This is a genomic window from Viridibacillus sp. FSL E2-0187, assembly GCF_038006425.1.
Lineage (GTDB): Bacteria > Bacillota > Bacilli > Bacillales_A > Planococcaceae > Viridibacillus > Viridibacillus arvi.
Window position 1 is genome coordinate 85,491 of the sequence record NZ_JBBOVG010000002.1, and the last position, 21,815, is coordinate 107,305.

The 21,815-nt window shown below is 34.5% G+C and carries 19 protein-coding genes; 4 read left to right on the forward strand and 15 right to left on the reverse strand.

Features of this window, described 5'->3' with window-relative positions:
* Positions 1-285: 285 nt before the first annotated feature.
* Positions 286-2,499 (reverse strand): MMPL family transporter, encoded by a 2,214-nt coding sequence (locus tag MHH85_RS19580; protein WP_340708248.1) that lies wholly within the window; start codon positions 2,497-2,499, stop codon positions 286-288.
* 118 nt (positions 2,500-2,617) lie between these two features.
* Between MHH85_RS19580 and MHH85_RS19585 the strand changes: the two genes are divergently transcribed.
* Positions 2,618-3,238: a TetR/AcrR family transcriptional regulator gene (locus MHH85_RS19585; protein ID WP_193737969.1), complete on the forward strand. Its 621-nt coding sequence runs from the start codon at positions 2,618-2,620 to the stop codon at positions 3,236-3,238.
* Between the two features lie 6 nt (positions 3,239-3,244).
* Here the strand turns inward: MHH85_RS19585 and MHH85_RS19590 are convergent, their stop codons facing one another.
* On the reverse strand, positions 3,245-3,694 hold the full coding sequence (locus MHH85_RS19590) for a hypothetical protein (RefSeq protein ID WP_340708249.1): 450 nt from the start codon (positions 3,692-3,694) through the stop codon (positions 3,245-3,247).
* Between the two features lie 51 nt (positions 3,695-3,745).
* Between MHH85_RS19590 and MHH85_RS19595 the strand changes: the two genes are divergently transcribed.
* Positions 3,746-5,164 (forward strand): cryptochrome/photolyase family protein, encoded by a 1,419-nt coding sequence (locus MHH85_RS19595; protein ID WP_340708250.1) that lies wholly within the window; start codon positions 3,746-3,748, stop codon positions 5,162-5,164.
* Between the two features lie 26 nt (positions 5,165-5,190).
* Here the strand turns inward: MHH85_RS19595 and MHH85_RS19600 are convergent, their stop codons facing one another.
* The 13 genes from MHH85_RS19600 to MHH85_RS19660 all read right to left on the reverse strand — a co-directional run bounded on the left by MHH85_RS19600 (position 5,191) and on the right by MHH85_RS19660 (position 19,886).
* The gene (locus tag MHH85_RS19600; protein ID WP_053418487.1) at positions 5,191-5,625 is read right to left on the reverse strand and encodes a MarR family winged helix-turn-helix transcriptional regulator; all 435 of its coding nucleotides are present in this window, start codon (positions 5,623-5,625) and stop codon (positions 5,191-5,193) included.
* Between the two features lie 27 nt (positions 5,626-5,652).
* Positions 5,653-6,408 carry an SDR family NAD(P)-dependent oxidoreductase gene (locus MHH85_RS19605; RefSeq protein WP_053418486.1) on the reverse strand — a complete coding sequence of 252 codons (756 nt, stop codon included), beginning with the start codon at positions 6,406-6,408 and terminating at the stop codon, positions 5,653-5,655.
* A gap of 141 nt (positions 6,409-6,549) precedes the next feature.
* A complete protein-coding gene (locus MHH85_RS19610; RefSeq protein ID WP_193737966.1) occupies positions 6,550-7,155 on the reverse strand; it encodes an SAM-dependent methyltransferase in 606 nt (201 codons plus the stop codon).
* 819 nt (positions 7,156-7,974) lie between these two features.
* Positions 7,975-10,002 (reverse strand): CotH kinase family protein, encoded by a 2,028-nt coding sequence (locus MHH85_RS19615; RefSeq protein ID WP_340708251.1) that lies wholly within the window; start codon positions 10,000-10,002, stop codon positions 7,975-7,977.
* A gap of 36 nt (positions 10,003-10,038) precedes the next feature.
* Entirely contained in the window at positions 10,039-10,722 is a 684-nt protein-coding gene (locus tag MHH85_RS19620; protein ID WP_193737964.1) for a DUF4956 domain-containing protein, read from the reverse strand.
* A gap of 21 nt (positions 10,723-10,743) precedes the next feature.
* Positions 10,744-11,445: a polyphosphate polymerase domain-containing protein gene (locus MHH85_RS19625; RefSeq protein WP_340708252.1), complete on the reverse strand. Its 702-nt coding sequence runs from the start codon at positions 11,443-11,445 to the stop codon at positions 10,744-10,746.
* A 21-nt stretch (positions 11,446-11,466) separates the two neighbouring features.
* Positions 11,467-12,384 (reverse strand): peptidylprolyl isomerase, encoded by a 918-nt coding sequence (locus MHH85_RS19630; RefSeq protein WP_340708253.1) that lies wholly within the window; start codon positions 12,382-12,384, stop codon positions 11,467-11,469.
* Positions 12,385-12,525: 141 nt separating this feature from the next.
* Complete coding sequence (locus MHH85_RS19635; protein ID WP_340708254.1) at positions 12,526-13,950, reverse strand: HAMP domain-containing sensor histidine kinase; 1,425 nt, start codon at positions 13,948-13,950, stop codon at positions 12,526-12,528.
* Positions 13,934-14,614, reverse strand: a complete 681-nt coding sequence (locus MHH85_RS19640) for a response regulator transcription factor (protein WP_340708255.1) — start codon at positions 14,612-14,614, stop codon at positions 13,934-13,936. Before MHH85_RS19640 ends, MHH85_RS19635 begins: the two co-directional genes overlap by 17 nt.
* Positions 14,615-14,831: 217 nt before the next feature.
* Positions 14,832-16,109, reverse strand: coding sequence for a cation:dicarboxylate symporter family transporter (locus MHH85_RS19645; RefSeq protein WP_193737959.1), 1,278 nt, complete (start codon positions 16,107-16,109; stop codon positions 14,832-14,834).
* Between the two features lie 153 nt (positions 16,110-16,262).
* Complete coding sequence (locus tag MHH85_RS19650; protein WP_340708532.1) at positions 16,263-17,159, reverse strand: response regulator; 897 nt, start codon at positions 17,157-17,159, stop codon at positions 16,263-16,265.
* Between the two features lie 2 nt (positions 17,160-17,161).
* Complete coding sequence (locus MHH85_RS19655) at positions 17,162-18,430, reverse strand: ATP-binding protein (protein WP_340708256.1); 1,269 nt, start codon at positions 18,428-18,430, stop codon at positions 17,162-17,164.
* A 403-nt stretch (positions 18,431-18,833) separates the two neighbouring features.
* On the reverse strand, positions 18,834-19,886 hold the full coding sequence (locus MHH85_RS19660; RefSeq protein WP_340708257.1) for an NAD(P)/FAD-dependent oxidoreductase: 1,053 nt from the start codon (positions 19,884-19,886) through the stop codon (positions 18,834-18,836).
* A gap of 178 nt (positions 19,887-20,064) precedes the next feature.
* On the opposite strand from MHH85_RS19660, the gene MHH85_RS19665 reads away from it, so the two are divergent.
* On the forward strand, positions 20,065-20,862 hold the full coding sequence (locus MHH85_RS19665) for an ABC transporter ATP-binding protein (RefSeq protein WP_193737956.1): 798 nt from the start codon (positions 20,065-20,067) through the stop codon (positions 20,860-20,862).
* Positions 20,859-21,785 carry an iron-hydroxamate ABC transporter substrate-binding protein gene (locus MHH85_RS19670; RefSeq protein WP_340708258.1) on the forward strand — a complete coding sequence of 309 codons (927 nt, stop codon included), beginning with the start codon at positions 20,859-20,861 and terminating at the stop codon, positions 21,783-21,785. Before MHH85_RS19665 ends, MHH85_RS19670 begins: the two co-directional genes overlap by 4 nt.
* The last annotated feature ends 30 nt before the right edge of the window (positions 21,786-21,815 follow it).

A 21,815-nucleotide genomic window follows, 5' to 3' on the forward strand; every position in this document is an offset into this window, starting at 1 on the left:
ATAATTATAAACAATTAGATTACTATAAGCAATACAGTAAAATAATTTTTAATATATCATCAGTTTTTTACATATTTAGAAGTACATTCAATATATTAAAACATCTTCCCAATTGAGTCTATATTATTTTTCAGTTTATTTAAAATATTCTTATATATTATGTTAATATTATTAATTCATACTATTTATATACTATTATCCTTTTCAAATAGTATATTTATGTCATTTCATACTAATAAAGAAACCTCGAGAAATATAAAATCCCTCGAGGTTTCTTTATTAAAATTAGCTATTTTCTTTTTTTGATAATTTTCCTGGCCAAAATGCGAAGCGTCCAGAAACAGTTGTTAATGCTGGTACTAATAATGGACGAACGATAAATGTATCTAACAAAATACCGATTGCCGTCACAACCCCAAATTGTACAAGCACCTGAATTGGCAATGTTGCTAATACAGCAAAAGTTCCAGCTAAAATTAGTCCTGCCGAGGTAATGACACTACTCGTATGGACAACACCATCGGCTACTGCATCCTTGTGGTTATGAGTTCGTCGTTTCTTCCATATCTCTGATACCATGAAAATATTATAATCTTCACCTAATGCGACTAAGAATACGAATGAATACAGTGGAATGGATCCCTGAATTGCTTCTGCTCCAAAACCATAATGCAACACTAACCACCCTGCACCCAATGCACCCAAAAATGAAAGAACAACAGTACCTAATAGATAAACGGTTGCTGTAATTGAGCGCAAATACACTAATAATAGTAACGCTATGATAGCAATCATTGTCGGCATAATAACTGATTCATCTCGGGCAATCGTCGTTTTTGTATCATATTGAGTGGCAGTTTCGCCACCAATCCAAAAACTATTTGTGGCATTCTCTATATCAGCTTCTTTTAATAACAAATTAACTTCCTTCTTCAAATCTGGAATATGTTCTAATGATTCAGCAGAATACGGATTATCCGATAATGTTAATTCATACAACTGAATATCTTTATTATTACTGCCTTGACGTGCTTCACTTACGCCGTCTATATAATCTAATTTAGAAAGATTTTTTTGTAAATTTACATCCTTACCTTTTGTATCAACAACTACCTTCACTGGAGCGAGTTCTCCAGGAGAAAAATTGTCTGAAATAAGCTTAAATCCTTCTCGTGATTCCATCTCTTCTGGGAATGAAGAAAGAATATCGAAAGTAAATTGTACACGAGGTACGAAAGCAGCTAAACCTCCAAGTAATATTACAGTTGCTGTAATAACAAGCCAAGGTCTATGCGTTACTAAATGACCCACTTTACGGCTAAATTTATGCTGTGGTTTCGGTTCTTTATAAGGTTTATTTTTTCGCTTAGCTCTAGCTTTTTCCATATCTACGGTACGTGGAACAAACGGATAAAATGCTACACGTCCAAATAAAACAAGCAATGCTGGTAATAACGTAAGTGATGCAATTCCCATAACTAATATTGCAAAACTAAATGGTACTGCGAATCTTTGAAAAGAACCATAATGTGCAAGTCCAAGCGTGCCTAGACCAATAACAACTGTCAAAGCACTCATTGCAATAGCGCCACCTGAATCTCTAATAGCAAGTTTCATCGCTTTGTACTTATCTTCTTCATCTAGTAAAATTTCACGATATTTTGATATTAAAAATAAACAATAATCTGTTCCTGCCCCAAAGAGTAGAACGGTCATAATTGATACTGCCTGGGCATCTTTACTAATCCATCCTTGCTCTGCAAAGAAACCTAATGAAGGACTAATAATTCCGTAAGCAAATCCAACGATAATAAGTGGAATTATTGCTAACAGCGGTGATCTATATAACAAAATAAGTAGGACTAAAACAAGTAATACTGTTGCAATCATTAGTTTAATATCTGCTGAAGAGAACAAACTAACTGCATCAATTTGTATTCCAACTGGTCCTGATAGACGTAGTTGCAACTCATCGCTACCTAATTTTGCAGCAAATGGGTCTTTCCCTAATTCTTCTTTTACAAGTTTTTTAAATTCATCGGTGCTTTTTTCAAGGTCATCTGTAATAGCATCTTTATCAAAGAAAATAGGCGTTACAATTGTTGTACCATTTTCAGATGCACTCGCAGCTAAGGCTTGAGGTGGTAACTTACCCAATGGAGGTAATACTGTTTGCTGCTCTAATGGGTTATCAGCTAATTTCTTATATACATTTTGAATAGTTGAATAATCTTCTTTCGATAATTTCCCATCTCTATGCCATACAACTAATAGTGGATTACCCGAGTCATCGGAAAACTCCTGATCAATTAACTTAGCAGCTTGTTGAGACATTGCATCAGCTGGAACATTTTCAGCTGAATCATTTTCAATACTGTTTACTTGTGGCCACATGAATGATAAAACCGTTACGAGCAATACCCACGTTATGAGTGCAATCCAACGTGACTTCTTTCCTCCAACTAATTCACCCCATGCTTCTAATGGATGCTTTTTCACACTTTACCACCTTCCTAATACATTTGTTTTTATTATATATACTGGTTAGTTAATTTTTCAAGTGGTTTCACCTAATATGATATAATATATGTAAAATAACCAAGTAGGGGGAGTTCAAGTGAGGCAGAAATCACGTAGCCTTGGGAGACCTCGTCAAAACCAAACGACAAAACCAACAAAAACGATTATTTTAGATACAGCAACAAAATTATTTATTCAACACGGCTATAAAATTGTTTCCATGGATGATGTCGCCAAAGAATGTGACATTACAAAAGCGACTGTTTATTATTATTACTCCACGAAAGCAGATTTATTTACAGATGCTATGGTGCATATGATGCAACGAATTGCTTTGCGTATTTCGCAAATTTTAGCAACAGATGCGCCTTTAAAAGAAAGATTATATCAGCTTGTCAAAATTCAGCTATCTGCAACAATTGATGTAGATATGGGAAGCTTTATGCGAGACGCCAAAACGCATTTATCCGATCAACAGCTACAAATGATGAAGGAATCTGAAGAGCAAATGTATAATGCAGTAGAAAATGTATTAATAGAAGCTATGAACAATGGTGAAATTCCAAAATTCGACCCTAAATTCGCCACACACTCCTTCATGTCTTTATTAAACGTAGGAAATTACCGAGATGCACAATCACAATCCATATTCCCTTCCATTGATGAAGCGACAAAGCAAATTGTTGATTTTTATCTTAGAGGTTTAGGTGTTCATTAAAAACACCTAATTTTTTTTTTTTTTGAACATTATTAAATAAAGACTAGCTAATACTATACCAAATAAAAGGTGACCAACTATCCACACAGCTAATGCCTCGACCGAGGTAAGGGCAGGTGTTCTATTAGATAGTACTGTAGTTGGAAAATACACTAAAGCGATTAATACTGATGTTAAAATTACTGCAATTAATTGATGTCTTTTTAAATATTTTTTAAAGTAAATTATGTATACCATAACAGCCGATAACCCAATGGCAATAAGTAGATGCAATAGAAACTCCACAAATTCCGGATAATGATAATTTCCGAAAATAGGAATAAAATCAATATTCAACAACAATGTGTACACTCTTATATTGAATGTGACTTCAACATATTTAAAAAAGAAACCTAGGAAAAGACCTGCGATAGTACCTGCAATAATACTCTTTATAACGAAATCCCTTTTTCTCACTACCATCATCCTTCTCTAATTGTTTACTGGACTATAAATGGAGGTATTACTATGAAAAAAATAATCGTTTGGTTCAGAAAAGATTTAAGAATCCACGATCATGCCGCACTTTTTGAAGCTGCTCAACAAGGATGTATAATACCTGTTTTTATTTGGCCATCTGAGCAAGAATTCGAATATGCGGATAGTATTGCTGCAAAGTGGTCACTTCATCAATCATTAATTTCACTGAAACAAAATTTAGAAGCAAAAGGAATACCTCTTATTATACGTAAAGGAAATATCCAAAAAGAATTATTGCAGCTTATAAAAGAAACTTCTGCTGATGCGGTTTTTTATAATAGATGCTACGAACCTTTCATGGTGCAATCCTTATTTGAGATTGAAATACAACTTTCTAAGTCCAAAATTGAAGTACAATCATTTCACGGTAATCTTCTCTATCAACAATTCAACATTTTAAATAAAAACCATGAACCGTATAAAGTATTCACTTCTTACTGGAAGAGAACTATGCAAGAACATGTCCCCACTCCTTATGCCATTCCGAAGATGACTTCTACTCTAGCTACATTACCTGCATCATTAGAAATACATGAACTACAGTTATTATCACCTAACAGCTTAGAATCTAGGCTAGATCAACATTGGGAAATTGGGGAACAAGAAGCGATTAGTCATTGGACAGAGTTTCTAGAATATGGACTTAATAAATATGAAAGCTATAAAGATTTCCCTAGCGCACAGGCTACTTCACTTCTATCCCCTTATTTAGTATGGGGGAATATTAGTGTGAAGTCGATTTGGCATTCTATTCAATCCCACGAAATACAAGGTCCATCTACTGAAACGTTTTTAAGACAACTGGTTTGGCGCGATTTTGCATATGACCAGCTAATCCACTTTCCTACTATGCCTATAAAGCCATTGAGAGAAGCATATAACACTTTTCCTTGGGAAGGTTCATCAAGTGATTTCAAAAAATGGAAGTTGGGGCAAACTGGGTATCCATTAGTGGATGCTGGTATGCGGGAATTGCTAGCGACAGGCTATATGCATAATCGAGTGCGAATGGTAGTTGCTTCATTCTTGGTTAAACATTTACTTGTTCCCTGGACAGAGGGATCTAAATGGTTCACGCAAAAGCTAATTGATTTTGATGTCGCCAATAATGCTATGGGCTGGCAATGGACAACTGGCTGTGGCATTGATTCTGCCCCCTTTTTCCGTATCTTTAACCCAGTTGCACAAGGGAAACGTTTTGATCCAAATGGCGATTACGTTCGTCAATGGATACCCGAATTGAAGAATCTTCCCCAAAAATTTATTCATAAACCATGGGAAGCCTCCAAGGAAATATTAGCATTAGCACATTTAGAATTAGGTAAAGACTATCCTTTTCCTATTGTTGAACATAATTTTGCAAGAAAACGTGCATTACAAGCTTATAATCTCATAAAAAAAGCTTAGTTCCCATGAGAGAACTAAGCTTTTTATTATAACTCTTCTTTTGCTACATTTTTCAACAATTTATTTTGGATGGCCAAATATTGATCGACCTCTTCCTCACTTAATACACTGAAAAGTTCCATTGCTAAATCATGTCCCTTTGACTGGGCATCAATTAACACTTTACTTCCCATTTCTGTAATAGCTAATAAAACATGACGACGGTCATTAGCATTATATTGACGTTCTGCAAAGCCATTTTTCACTAGTTTAGTTGCAATATTTGTCATAGCACCTGGAGTATAACCAAGCTTATCGGCTAAAACAGTCTGTTTTTGTGCCCCGTTTATTTTTAACTCACTCAGAGCTAATATAGGTGATATCCCTATATTATGTGGAAACATTTGTGAAAATCGAATGATATTAGCATTGTTAACTAATTCAACTGCATGTATAAGTTTAAAAATATTCGTGTCTCTCAATTTGTCCTCCCCTGATTGCAGAAAAACTTATCTAAGCATTATTGATCCACCATCAGCCATAATTGTTTGACCAGTAATATATTGAGAATCCTCAGAAGCTAAGAATACCGCTACGCGACCGATATCATTTTCAACATCACCAAAACGTCCCAAAGGAATTTTGTTTTTAACTGCTTCATAATATTCTGGTTGTGCTTTTGCCCAAGCTTCTACACCTTGAGAATTTGCAAGCGGTCCAATTATGTTAACGTTGATACCAAAACGGCCCCATTCGTTAGCAGCTACACGTGTAATACCACGAATCGCTTCTTTTGCTGCAGCATATACACCTTGCGTTTCATGTCCAGCTAAACCAGCACCTGAAGCAAAGTTAATAACATTACCTTTTGTTTCCTTCAAGTAAGGAAGTGCAGCTTGCATTAAATAGAATGTTGCGTAGAAACCAGTACCAAATGATAGATCAAGATCTGCTTGAGTTGTTTCCTCAATAGATACTTGTTTTGATGCATGAGCATTGTTTACTAAGACATCAATTTTACCATATTTTTCAGCCACTGTCTTCACGATATTGCCTAAATTATCACGATCCATAAGGTTAGCTTGGATAAATGATGATTTCGGCGAAATTTCTTGTAATTCTTTAGCCATTGCTTCTCCAGCTTCTTCGTTTAAGTCAACGATTGCAACGATTGCGCCTTCTTTAACCATTGCTTTTGCCATACCGCCACCGATACCGCCAGCTCCGCCGGTAATAATTACTACTTTTTCATCTAATTTCCCCATTAATCACAACTCCTTTTATTCATGAGTATAGTTTAACACTAAAATATTTATTAGTGAAATGAAAGTTCTTCTTTTAAAAATCTATTGATTCATAAAAGTTATACTATATAAGTCTTTACGGTAACTTTTTATGGATATAATTCACATATTTTTAAACACTAATATTCGCTCATTTACATTACGAACAGAAACTTCTTCGAGAAATATCTCATTCTCTAATTCAAAATTAGTCTCATATTGTAAAAACTGTACATAATCTATTGATGGATAATATAAAATAAGGCTAATTTGACGAGGCTCTAATTCAACTGAGCGTAATATATTGTTTACTACTTTACGGAATATTTGAACTGAAAATGGATTAAAAAAGAAAAACACATTATCCTTCTGCTGAACTAAATAGTCTTGTGCAAACACACATTGGAAATCAATAGCATTATTTTTCACACTGTATTTCTTCATATATTGAATTTTATTCGTTAGAGCATTTTCATAAAAAGTTAAATTCATTTCAACCCCAACAACATTTGTATGAAAGCGGTGATGTACATAAAAAGGGACACGTCCTTTACCACATCCCATATCCACCACACAATCTGTACTTTCAAGACTATATTTTTCAAAAAGTTGGTCTAGTGCGGCGTATGGCGTAGGCTCATAACGGTGATAATGCGTTAATGTTGGATAGCCATACTGATTGCCTGTAGTCTCAATATGTAAAAGCTGATCAAATTGTTGGTCATTCATATTTTTAGCACCTTCTATTTAATATTAAATATTTTAAAATTAAAACTTTTGATTATCTAATAATTTTCCTTTATAATAGTCTAACAATTTAATAATAATTAAACGGCATAGGATTTGTGAATAAAACGACTTGTTTAGCAAAAACGAGCTCCCATCATTACTAGTAGTGGTGTCGTAATTGATGAGTGTCACTCGTTTTTATGCTATAGAAACCGTTCGTTCAATGAGGAAAAGTACATTACAAACGAATTCACCTTGGAATTCAACTTCCTAAGGCAACGACTTCGTAATTCACATCGCGCAGATTTGAATCCAACCTTTCTAATAATTGTTCGAAAAGTTATTAATGGACTTTAAGGTCTAGCAACGGAGGCTAGATTTTTTTAATCATTTTCTAACTCACTCTTTTCAATCCGTTTTTATTAAATGCTTAAATGGGCAGTGAACTTTGAATTTCAAAATCTAAAGGATAAGTTCCACTCATTAATTGTTTCAACGACAAAATACCATTCTTTTAAGCTAGCTGCTCGACACAGCTAGCTTCTTTTTTTATTCTTTAAGTTATTTTTGATTAACTTTAACAAAATCTAACTCATTATTGTATTAATAATATTAGTAAGACATACATATAAGAATTTTAACTAATATCCGTTGAAATAGTTAACAGTACCATATTGTTTAGATAACAAAAGGTTGCCACTGATTGATGTGCTAAACAATCAATTGGCAACCTTTTGTCTCTTTTAAAGTGTAAGTTGGGTGGGTTTCACTGCCAGCACCGGCAATCAGGTACCGGCAGTGGTTGTTCGTTTGTTCGTTTTATCGTCTACGTTTGAATAGGAAAACGAAAATCGTGGCTATAAGTAGGCATCCAACAGCTATAGAACTTACTATAATCGTGTCTCTTGAATAACCCGTTGTTTGCTGATTATTTTTTTCAGGTATGCCTGGATTCTGCCCACCATCCCCTCCTCGACCATCTTGCATACTATTCGGAGATTGTCCTCTTTCAGGCATATTGTTTGAATCAAAACCTTCGCCACCAGGTTGATTGGGCATAACCTCTCCTTTTGTTTCCGCGTTAGGTTTTGCGGTAGAATCTTTATCAGCATTTGTATTTAGTTGATTTTTTTGATTTACTTTATCACCTGTAGAGTTGGATGAATCTACAACTAAATCACCTGATAGTTGCTTCAAAATTGATTTTGAGCGTTGTTTTGCAAATTCAGGTAAGCTATTATCTCCTTCTACTGCAGCTTTAAATTCTTCTGTTGTGTAAAATTTCGTTGGATCTTTTTCAACATAAGGCGTGATTAATTTTGCAATTTTGGCTGTTTCTACGGCAATTTTATCCTCTGTTAAATATTTAGTAGCGATATCATTTAAATATTCTTCATATTTTTTACGATATTCATCATTTGATAGTAGAGCATTTAATAATGGGCGCTCTTCTATAGACGTCCCGGAGACCGGTGTTGTTACACTGAAATTAATACTTGAATCAGAAATCAACTGACCATTCCCTGCACCCATACCTCCACGTTTTGCGATAACATTTTTATCCTTAGTGGCGTCTGATGTTCCGTCAGCCTCTTTTTTGTTTGATTCAGTTCCTTTTTTAGCGTCTGCTGATGCGTCTAGTTCTTCATTACTTGTAGGTTCCTGATTTGGTCTTGCTACGTTGTTTTCCTGTGGTGGCTGCAGTTGCCCACCATCACTTGGTGGTTGGCCATGTGTACCTTCTGGAGGTGTAGGCATATCAGTCATATCCCTTTGTTCATCACTATTTGATTCTGCTTCATCTTTACTCTCAGTAGTTGATGGTGTTTCAGAAGTGCTATCATCCTTAGTTACTAAAGAATCTTTTTCTGTATTTTCGTTAGTGTCTTCTTGAGGTCCACCACGGCCGCCACCGCCTCCCCCTGCACCAAAACCTCCAAAGCTCATATTGTAATCCCAAGGAATAATGGAGAACTTGCCTTTTTCTTCATATAAGTAATAGTTATGCTTCATGTTTCCTTGATAACTATCTAGATTTACTAGTGCTGTATTTGTTGCAAAGTAGCGCAACATATTGTCCACAGCAACTGTGTCTTCTATACTAGCGCCTTTATTATTAATGGCACTTAAGAAATTAATCATTGCTTCATCATCAGAATCATCTGTACTCGTTTTTGCATTCAAACCAGTGTAATCATCGATATCTTCACTAATCCATTTCAAATCACTGCCTGTACCATCTGGTTTGTATAATGACCCGGTATTTGTTGAGAAATTTTTGGCTAGGAAAGTTTCGTCCACTTGTTCAACGCCTAGGAAAAGTCCTCTATCTTCGCCATTCACCGTTACATACATGTATGAGTATGCAGGTGTTGGCAAGCCCATTTCTTCCATTAGCTGATAAGAAAGATATTCTCTCATCAAAGTTGAATCACTATAATTGTTGTTCAAATTTAGTTTCTTCAAACCATATAAACTTTGCTCGTCATTGTAATAATCGAAGTCGATTTTCAAGCTGTATCGATCCGAATTTTCATCACTTGCCACCTCGCGTAACGACAAATTACCTTTTGTACGTACACCAACATGCTCAAGGGTTTTACCATTTATAGTAACATTTGCTTCTTTAATTTCCTCATCAAGCGGATTATCTAACATGTCTTGCCAATCCCTTTCAGAAATTTCAAGGTCGACCGTTGTTACTTTATCTTTGTTAAATACCTTATTTGTATAACTTGTTTCTGTATTCTTAGAATCCAAAGATAGATTGGGCAAGATTACTACAGCGCATATGAACACAATCACGAGTACAGCGAGAATGCTGTATACTACTCTATTTTTGATCATGTTGTAACTCCTTTACGATGATTTGTGGTCCTTGTATTAAGCTGTGAAGTTACCATCGTAGCTAAGCATTACTGCTGATTTCACACCTTGAATAGCTGTTAAATCCTTCATGAATTTTGAATCATTTTCTTTTACTCGAATTTCGTAAGTTACTTCTAGCTCTTCACCATTCATCACCGATTTTGATTTTAAAGCATGTTTCTTTGATTGAGATGAAATAACTTTTTCCATAGCATCTTCAACTGTGGAATCTGCATATTTTATAATTAATAAATATGGATTTTCAATTGTGATTCTATTGACAAATAGTACTAACACTAAGCCAATTAGTATTGAACCTACGATTACTAATGGAATAAATCCGGCACCACATAAAATACCTGATACGATAGACCAGAATAAAAAAACTAAATCCATTGGGTCTTTGATAGGTGTTCTAAAACGAACAATTGATAAAGCACCGACCATACCAAGGGATAATAGGACATTTGAAGAAATACCCATAATAATAAGTGCCGTGGCCATTGTCATAATCATTAAAGAAATATTGAAAGTGTGTGAATAAATTACACCTGAAAATGTCTTTTTATATACTGCGTAAATAAAAAGGCCAATGATAAATGAAACAAGGAGTCCGATTAATGCATCTGTTAGCGAGAAAGCTGATGTTTTTTCTATAAAGCTTGATTTAAAAATATCTGTGAAATTTGTTGTATCCATTATTAATTCCTCCAAAAAGTATTAACCGTACATACGGCTTAATTGATATTTTGAATATGCATCAGGTCTACGATCCATCATTTGCAACATCATTTTGATAACATCTGGCAAATATTCATCGTATTTCACTTCTAAAATTACTTGTGTTGGATCAAATACAGATACCATTGGTAAATCCGGATTAAAAATATCTGTATTACGAAAACTTGTTTTAATTTGGCCATCAAATGTCACACGTACATTCCCAAATGGATAAACGTACGCTTCGCGAACATAATCAACAACTGTCATCGGCTTCAATTGATATAAAGACATTTGAATAAATAGTTCACGAATAAGTTGACGCTCGTCCTCTTCCATCCAGTCAACCTGTCCAATACGCATTGATTCATATTCATCAGATGAAATAAGGCATTTTTCTTTAAAAGTTAAATTATTTCTCTTACTTTTCTTTTCAAGATTAATGAGTGCTGAATTATGATCGTAAATACGGACGCGATATTTATCACGCTTGAAATAACCTTCTTTTTTCTCATTCAAGATTTTGTTTTCAAAGTTATCGAAATACACACTACGAATTAAATACTTTCCATCACTACCAGCATGCGCATCAAGTTTCATCACATGTTGTAATTTATTACGTAACATGGTGTAATCCATTTGTGAGATGGCATGTTTGAGTTCTTTTCGACCTTTAACAGTAAACTCATCTTGGTATCTCATAATTTCCTGCTCCCTTTCAGCTTATTTTTCGCCAGCTAATGCATTTTCGATTTCATAGTCCTCATATAAAGAAGACAACCACGTTGAATAATTGGCATTTATTTTTTCGTTCATTAAAGCAGTTTTTACATCATCCTTTGAGTTTTCAAATGTAGCTTCTTTTGCTGCCTTTTTACCTGTAACTTTTATAATATGGTAGCCATAATCTGTTTTAATAGGATCACTTATTTCATCAATTTTCATGGAAAAAGCGGCTTTTTCAAATCCTTCCTCCATTACACCTTTTCCAAAATAGTCTAGATTACCGCCATTTGAAGCACTTGCTGTATCAGTTGAATACTCACTAGCTAGCTCTGCAAAGTCTTCACCTTTTTTAATTTTCTTCTCTACCTCTTGTGCTGTATCTTTGTCTTCAACTAATATATGACTGGCTTGTACTTGCTCTTCTTGAGAAAAAGTATCTTTATTTTCTTTAAAATATGTTTTTAGCTCTTTTTCGGTAATATCTATTGTTGGTTCAATTAATTTTGTAGTTGTTAAATACGTTTTGATATTGTCCTTTGCATCTTGTAATGTCATAACGTTAGATTCTAGCGCTGCTTCAAATGCCTCTTTACCACCATAAGAATTTTGCAAGTCATCGAGCTCCGCCTGAATCTCTTTATCTGAAACAGTAATTTTTTTCTTAACGGCTTCTAACTCAATGACTTTATTTGTGATCAGTGTACTAAGTACGTCAGTCCCATATTGAGAAACAAGTTCTTTATTTAACTCTGATTGGGTTATTTTTTCTCCGTTAATTTTGGCGACGTAATCATCTGTCTTTGGTACTGTTACATAGTAGGTAATTAACGCCATTAGTAAAATTAGCGGGATTCCGATAACGAGTATGAGGCGTTTACCCCTCCCCTTTTTATCTTCTGGTATTTCGCTTGTCATTTATATCATCCTTCCTTATATTCTGTTCTTTACAAAACCTACTTTACAGAATCAATGTGTCAGCTAAATGTCGGGATTTATATTTTTGAAAGAAAAAAACCCAATCCGATTTTGTGATCGAATTGAGTTCTTTGGTTATTATCAGTTATTTGCTTTTGGAATTATTAATTTGAATGTTGTACCTTTCTCAGAGCTTTCTACAAGATGTAAATCACCATGGATAGATTGCGCCATCATTTTACTAAGCGGTAAACCTAGACCTAAACCACGCACTTCGTATTTCTTATTTTCACCTCGATAGAAACGTTCGAAAACTAAATCTTGTTCTTCTTTTGGAATACCTTGTCCATGATCAGATACAGTAATAACAACCGATTCTTTCTCATCATACAAAACGACGTTAATATTGCCTAGCCCCTTCATAGCTTGCTCAGCATTTGTAAGTAAATTGGTGAAAATTTGTTGAAAACGAATAGCATCAATATTCACCGTTACTAACTCTTTTAATGTAGTAAGTGTTAACTGTATATCGTCAGTATCCTGCATTAGCCTCCATTGATTAACTACGTCTTTTACCATTTGGTTTATTTCAAGTGCTTCAAATTTTACAGGAATGGCGTTTACAGCAAATGAGTTGAATGCCAATAAATCACCAACCATTGTTTTTAATTTTGATGTTTCATTTATCGCCATTTTAACAAATTCGCGAGCATCATCACCTGAAACAACTCCATCTTGAATGGCTTGTAACAGACCACTAATAGAGGTTACAGGTGTTTTCAGTTCATGTGTTACACCTGCTAACAATTCGGTTCGCATTGACTCTAGTTGTTCCAAGCGCATTGCCATCTCTTTAAAAGAACGAACAAGTTCGTACACTTCTTCTTCCTTTAAATTTTCAGGAAGTTTGATATTATAGTTGCCCTGTTGTACTTGTTTTGCTGCGGCAGCAACCTCTTTAATTGGTGTAGCTAACCTTCTTGATAAAAAATAAATTGCTCCTAATCCTAACAAAGCTAAACTACCTATCATAATCGCCAACTGACCGTACTCTTGATTTAAATGTGTAAGCCTCTCTTTTGACTCCACAATTACTACCCAACCGACTTGTTCATCGGCAATTTCAATTTTCTTCTTTACTGCATAAAAAACTTTTGATGTTCCATTATAGTTAAGCTTTTGTACCTCATCACTAGATGATAAAATATCGGCTTGAATAGTTTGCTCTCGCGGTCCTTTAGGGCGATTACTTGAAATGATTTTCCCTTCGGTATTTACTATATAAATAACCGGCTTAATATCCATATTCATAAACCGATCCCGCTCTCTGAATAGTCCAGGATTATCACCATTTGGAATGCCTGCATCAACATTATCTGAAATGCGATGAGTCATTTCCTCAGCCATGAACTCAATCATATCCAATCTATATACAAGCGTTGTATGACGTAACCAGATTGCTGATATAAACGCAATAATTGTTAGACCTATACAAAGAGTTAGCAAATAGCGCGTAGTCCAATAACGCGTTAAAGATACCCTTTTCTTTTTACGATTTTTTAACACTTAACTGATACCCCAATCCACGAAGTGTCTTTATTTCCCCTTCTTCGGCAGGCCAGTCTTGTAGTGATTTACGTAATCTCTTTATTGCTAAATCGACTGCACGATCGCTACCATCATATTCCCACCCCCACACTTGCTCAATTAATTGATCTCGTGTAAATGTTTGGTTTGGATGCTCTGCTAGAAACATTAATACCGATAAATCTCTTGGTGTTAAATCTATTACTTGATTATTCACATGTACATCATATGATTGTAAGTTAATTTCTAAGCTACCAAATTTCCTCTTAGGGGCATTATCACCTTGAGTTCTTCTTAAAACAGCTTTCACGCGTGCGACAACCTCTTCAGCAACAAATGGCTTTGTAATGTAATCATCTGCACCTTCATTTAGCCCCTCAAGTCGATAATTAACTTCACCTAAAGCTGTTAACATGATAACTGGACAAGTACTTATTTGACGTATTTCCTTTAAGATCTCCCAACCACTTTTTCCCGGAAGCATAATATCTAACAACACGAGATTAGGATTAAATTCATGGAATTTCTTAATTGCATCAGAACCATTATAGGCCTGCTCAGTTTGAAAATTCACCTTTTGTAAATATGCCTTGAGCACTTGGCTAATCGCAAATTCATCTTCTACAATAAGTACTTTATCCATACAAATCCCTCCAAATCGCAGTTATATTCTTTTTTCAAACATTATAGCATTCCAATATGTCAACTAGATGTCATAGACAACTAGTACATAATTGAATAGCAGTAAAAAAACAAAAAAACTCCACTAACATCGCCGTTAGTGGAGTTCATAATTTTTTATTAAAAGAATGTCCTACATATACTAGAAGTGAATGAAAATAATTCTTCCACTAAGCTATTTATCGTACTGAATCTTCAGGTGTGTCAAAGTAAGTTGCCGCTTTGTCATAATCGAAGCGACCTTCCCATTTAGACATAACGATTGTAGCTAGAGAGTTACCAACTACATTTACAACTGTACGAGCCATATCAAGAATACGGTCGATACCAGCAATAAATGCTAAACCTTCTGGTGGAATACCTACAGTACCAAGAGTAGCTAATAATACAACAAAAGATACACCTGGTACACCTGCAATACCTTTAGAAGTAACCATTAATACAAGTACTAATGTAATTTGATCCATAATAGTTAAAGGAACATTATACATTTGAGCAATGAAAATTGCCGCAATCGCTTGGTATAGCGTAGAACCATCTAAGTTAAATGAATATCCCGTAGGTATTACAAAAGATACGACATCCTTTGGACTACCGAATTTCTCCATTTTTTGCATCACTTTTGGTAATACGGTTTCAGAGCTTGAGGTAGAGTATGCTAAAATCAGCTCATCTTTTAATACTCTAAGCAAACGGAAAATATTGATACCAACGAGCTTAGCAATTGAACCTAAAATCACGATTATAAAGAATATCATAGATGCATAAACTAAAATCGCCAATTTACCTAAAGGTATTAAGGATTCTAAACCGAATTTTGAAACGGTTATCCCAATTAGTGCGAATACACCAAATGGAGCAAATTTCATAACTGTGTTTGTTACCCAGAACATAGCGTCTGCTGTTCCTTGGAAGAAAGCAAGAACTGGTTTCCCTCTCTCACCAATAGAAGCTACACCAAGCCCAAATAATACAGAGAAGAAGATAATTGCTAACATGTTCGTATTAGCCATAGCATCAATGATATTCGTTGGAACAATATTAATAATTGTATCAGCGAAACCATGACTTTGTACTTCTTCAGTTGTATGAAGATATTGAGAAATATCACCTTTAGTGATAGCACTCATATCCACACCAACACCAGGTTGGAATATATTTGCAACCAATAAACCAACAACAATTGCAATTGTTGTTACAACTTCAAAGTAAATAAGAGTTTTCGCACCTAATTTACCAAGCTGTTTCATGTCACCTGTTCCAGCAACACCTAAAATTAATGTAGAAACAATAATCGGTACAACGATCATTTTGATCATATTCAAGAATATCGTACCAATTGGTTGTAAATAAGTTTCAACCTTTGGATTACCGTAGAAGATTGCACCTACTGTAATACCTAAAACAAGTCCGATCAATATTTGAACAGCTAAACTTATCTTAAATTTTTTCTTCATCAATAAGTCACCCCTTTGTTCTGTTTTACTTTTTACAGAAAAAGCCTTATTCACATTTTATTAACGACTTATTAAATCCGACAGAATCCGACATTTATTTGATTAAAAAATTTTGAAATAAGAAATTATATTGTTTTTCCACTAACTATTTACCTATTTAGGTGGATGATGATACTTCTCTAAAGACTCTACATATAACACTTGTAAGAACTTCTTCACATTCACTTTTATCTTCCTAGTTATCTTAGAATCCTCTTGAATGGAACGCATACATGTTCGAATTTCTGAGAACTCAAAGTAGCGCGGAGCATAGTATTCAAACTCAGGGTTTGTATAATCGACAACACCCAAAGTTGCTAAATTATTCATTGCGGCCAATATCGTTCTACGTATTCGTTGCTCAATGGCCTTACTTTCTTTCATTATCTCAACACCGTTAGTCTTTGTTTCAGATGCAAGTTCCTCATACAAATCCTTTAAAGCTGGCAATTGCATGGAAGATTCACTACGATTAATCAACAATTCCATTATACTTAGAATGTCGTCACTTCCTACTTCTCCTACAATACCCATATCATTTAAAATGGATAAAACTACATCTCTTATAGTTCGATGTGTCTCTTCTTTCGTGGTCTCTTCAAAGTTTATTAACGACTCACGAATCGTGAGCAGTGATCGTTTTAATAAAAAGCGCTCAGCTGTTTTTTTTAGGACATTTTGCACTTCAACACGATTGATGGGTTTATGGATAAAGAACTCCACGTCTTTTTCGTATGCTTGTCCCACCATTTCTTTATTAACGACTTGTGAGATCATCACAAAATGACCTTTAAATCCTTGTTTTCTCAATTGTTCTATTGTTTCAATACCATCTAAATTCGGCATTAATAAATCGATTAATACAAGATCAGGATGACTTGACAAAATAAGTGGCAATGCACTTTCTCCACTATCAGCCTCCCCAATTACTACCCCCAAATCACCTTCAATAATTATTTGCTTCAGCATTCGGCGGCTAGCTGCATCATCGTCTACTATAAAATAACGCAGGATTATTCAACTCTCTTTCGAATATTCTTCGTTGGTATTTCGATTCGAAAAATTAAGCCACTCTCAAAATTTCTAACAGAAATATCCCCTTCAAGCATTTGTACAATTTCGCGTACGTGTGATAAACCAATCCCGGTTGCTGCAACACCTTGCTTATTGTATTTCGTCGTAAAACCTGGTTCGAAAATAAAATCTAAATCATCTTTAGATATACCCTTACCAGAATCACTTACTTTAAAGCATGTCTTCTTTTCTATATCAAATACCTCAATTGAAATTTCACCAACATCATCTATTGCCTCAACCGCATTTGCCACAAGATTATTGAGCATAGCTAATAATGGAATTTGTTGATTCGTTTCAAAATCGGTGGATACTTTCACATGAAAAACAATTTGTTTACCTAATAACTCACTATATTTCGTATTGGCTGTTGTAACGAAATCAAGTAAATTCGACAAAAAATATACATCATTTGTTTTTTGAAGCGTCATGTTCGATAAACCCGAGAATATACGTTGAGCATCTTTCTTTACTTCATGAATTTCCTGGGCAATATGCAAAGCCTTGACACTTAGCTCTCTTTGCTCAATGTCCTTTAATTTACGATATAAATCATAGCTAGAAGCTGTAATTTTTTCTATATGATTCATTGATTTTTGCAAATATAACGTCTCTACATATAAACCTGAGTCTACAGTTAACTTTTCTTCTAATCGTTTATGTTGCTCTGAAATAACGACTGAACTATATAAACCTACGACAAAAAAGCTTCTCAATAAAGCAACTGCACTTAATAGTCCCAAATCAAATAGATCAATATTCGTTTCAGCTATTAAGAAAGCGCGAATGATATGCTCTGCACTATTCCCTACAATTTCAAGAAGTGTTGCATATATACCTAAGCGCAATGGCTTATCTTGATACTTTTCAACGCCAAATATTCGAAAACCACTAGAAAAAATAAAGTAATAAATAAAGGCGGGCGCATTTTGCTTTAAACTTTCCGTAAAATCAAACAAATTAAACGCTACATCATTCATAATCCGGAATAAAACTACCGTTAACCCCGTAACAACCCCAGCCCTTATAAGCGCATAAGGCGGGCGAATTAATATAAGTAAAAGGAACATTATGCTCCCAAGACCAAATCGAAAATTCTCTCCATTGAAAGGTGCCACTTTTATTTCACTGCTAATAGCTGTCAAAATAGCGATGAGAATTATCCATACCAGCTCGGACTTCCTCCATCTAGTACTTAAATTGTTCATTAGAACTCTCCTATAATAAATTACCAATAAAAATGAATTTGCTTAAAAATCTCTATTTTATGAAAACGCAATCACTAAGCCATTTTACCATTGTTCTATTTACAAGGAAAAACATTTACTTAATGCTCTACTTATATTAAGAAAATAATCTTTAAGTTAAACAGGTAATGTAGTCAAAAGAAGAAACATGAAGACCTAAATCATTGGCTACTATGCAGTTAGATTAGTGATTTATGGTTAAGGAAATATCTCCATATTAAATTTACTTTCCAATTAACCTTCCTTTGTAAAATATAAAAACCCGATTAAGCAGTCAGTTGATGCACTGGCTTTATCGGGTTTCATTTTTTATACTTTAAAAATTGGTTGGCTAGTAGTAATAATTACGAATGATCAATATACTTTAACATTCCATCATTTTTTTAATTAACTTCCGATTACGTTTTTTAAACAACTCGTTATGTGAGGACACCATTCCAACACCATTTGCTTCAGGTTCAATATACTTCTTAGCCTTATTTACTGCATTTGCTGCATCTTGGAATGCACCAGCAATTAAATTCACTTTACCTTCATATTTTACAATATCGCCTGCAGCATATAGACCTGGTACTGACGATTCGCCAGAAGAGTTACTTTCAATATAAAAGTTATCCGCAATATCAATTTCAACTTCGCTATTTTGAAGTAAAGATGCATCTTGTTCAAAACCATGATTAATAATGACTTCATCAATTTCTACATACTCTACTTCATTATTTTGATGATTTGTTAATTCTACTTTTTCAATTATTTCTCTATTATCACTAGCAATAAATTTTGAAATAGATGTGTTAAAAAAGGATGTGACTGTGCTTTCTAATAAATGATTCACTTGTGATTCATGTCCATTTAGTTGATCTTTTCGATATGTTAAATACACTTTTTTTGCTATTGGCTCTAATTCATTTGCCCAGTCAATTGCTGAATTACCACCGCCAGAAATGATGACCGTTTTATCTTTGAAGCGTTGAATGGATTTTACTGTATAATTCAAGTTCGATACTTCAAATTTCTCCGCACCTTCAAGTTGAATTTTCGTTGGGTTCAAGATACCACTTCCAACGGCAACTATTATGGTTTTGGAGTAATGCTTGTTTCCTGAAGCTGTCGTTAATTCAAAAAGATTTCCATCATTTTTTTCTATAGATTCTACTTTTTCATTTAACACGACAGTTGGATTAAACGTTAATCCTTGTTCGACTAACTGCTCTATCAATTGCTCGCCAGGAAGTGGCTTATGCCCCCCTACATCCCATATCATTTTTTCTGGATAAACATGTAATTTACCACCTAAATGAGGCTGATATTCAATGATTTTTGTTTTCATTTCACGTAATCCACTATAAAAAGTTGAATATAATCCAGCTGGTCCTCCACCAATGACAGTCACATCGTATAAGTCTTGTAGCTCCATATATTAACACTCCTAATTTGTATTAAATAATTTATGTATCTATCTATTTTCTTCAATTCAAAAAATTAATTGACTTTCAGTATCATTGACCTTATATTTAAGCATGTGCAATGATACTGAAATTCATTCTCAATTGTAATCTATTAATTATATTTTGTAAACGGAGGTTAGTCATATCATGGTTCGCCTATATACAGATGACTTAAGCATTGGTTATGGTGACCGTTTAATTGTCAAAGAATTGAGTATCTCAATTCCTGATAAAAAAATTACAACGATCATCGGCGCAAATGGTTGTGGTAAATCAACGCTTTTGAAAACAATGACTCGTATTATTTCACAACAATCAGGTGCTGTCTTACTTGATGGTGAAAACATTGCGAAGCAAAATACGAAAGACTTAGCGAGCAAAATGGCTATTCTCCCTCAAACTCCAGAGAGCGTTAGTGGATTGACCGTTGGAGAACTTGTATCCTACGGAAGATTTCCTTATCAAAAAGGATTAGGCCGACTAACAAAAGAGGATTATGACGTTATTGAATGGGCTCTCGATGTAACAGGAACTACTGAATTCAAATATCGCTCTGTAGACGCATTATCGGGCGGTCAGAGACAACGTGTTTGGATTGCCATGGCGCTTGCACAAGAGACAGAAATTATTTTCCTTGATGAGCCAACAACTTATCTAGATTTAGCCCATCAATTAGAAGTTCTCAATCTATTACAAAAGTTAAACGAAGAACAAGAACGTACCATTATTATGGTATTACATGATTTAAACCAAGCAGCACGTTTTGCTGATTATATTATTGCTTTAAAAGATGGAGAAATCGTGAAAGCTGGCAATTGCGAAGATGTCATGACGGCCGAAGTACTTGAAAAAGTATTTGCGATTGATGCTCATATCGGAATAGACCCTAGAACAAACAAACCAATGTGTGTCACATATGATTTATTAAAAGGAGAAGAAAAATGAAAAAATTATTTTTACCATTCTTATTATTATTCGTTCTAATCATTGCCGCTTGTGGCAATAAAACTGAGGATAAAGCTGAGGATACTTCAACAGATAAAAACAATGAGCCAGCGACGATTACATATGAATCTGAAGATGGTCCAGTAGAAGTGCCAGCTAACCCACAAAAAGTAATAGTATTAGGTTCTTTTGCAGGTAATGTAATGTCACTTGATGTACCCCTTGTAGGTGTTGACGCTTGGGCAAAAATGAATCCTCGCTTTGATTCAACTTTAAAAGATGTTGAAGAAGTAACAGATGAAGATATAGAGAAAATTATAGAGCTTGAACCAGACTTAATCATTGGTCTTTCAACTGCTAAAAACATTGATAAACTAAAAGAAATCGCTCCAACAGTTACATTTACTTATGGCAAAGTAGATTACCTAACACAACATTTAGAAATTGGTAAATTATTAAATAAGGAAAAAGAAGCAAAAGCATGGGTTGACGATTTTAAAGAACGTGCTGCTACTGCAGGCGATGAAATCCGCGCTAAAATCGGGGAAGATACAACAGTTTCTGTCATCGAAAGTTTCAATAAAGACCTATATGTATACGGCGATCACTGGGGCCGTGGAACAGAAATTTTATATCAAGAAATGAAATTAAAAATGCCTAAAAAAGTAGAAGAGTCAGTCTTAAAAGATGGATATTATGCTCTTTCTCAAGAAGTTTTACCTGACTATGCTGGTGATTATGTTATCTTAAGTAAATTCTCTGATGGTGATAATTCATTCCAAAAAACAGAAACATTTAAAAACATTCCTGCTGTTAAAAATGGTCATGTATACGAAGCAAATGCTAATGAATTCTATTTCAATGATCCGTTAACTCTAGAATATCAATTAGAATTCTTCAAAGACCATTTCTTAGGAAAATAAGCATCACTAATTTTAAAATAGGAATGATGA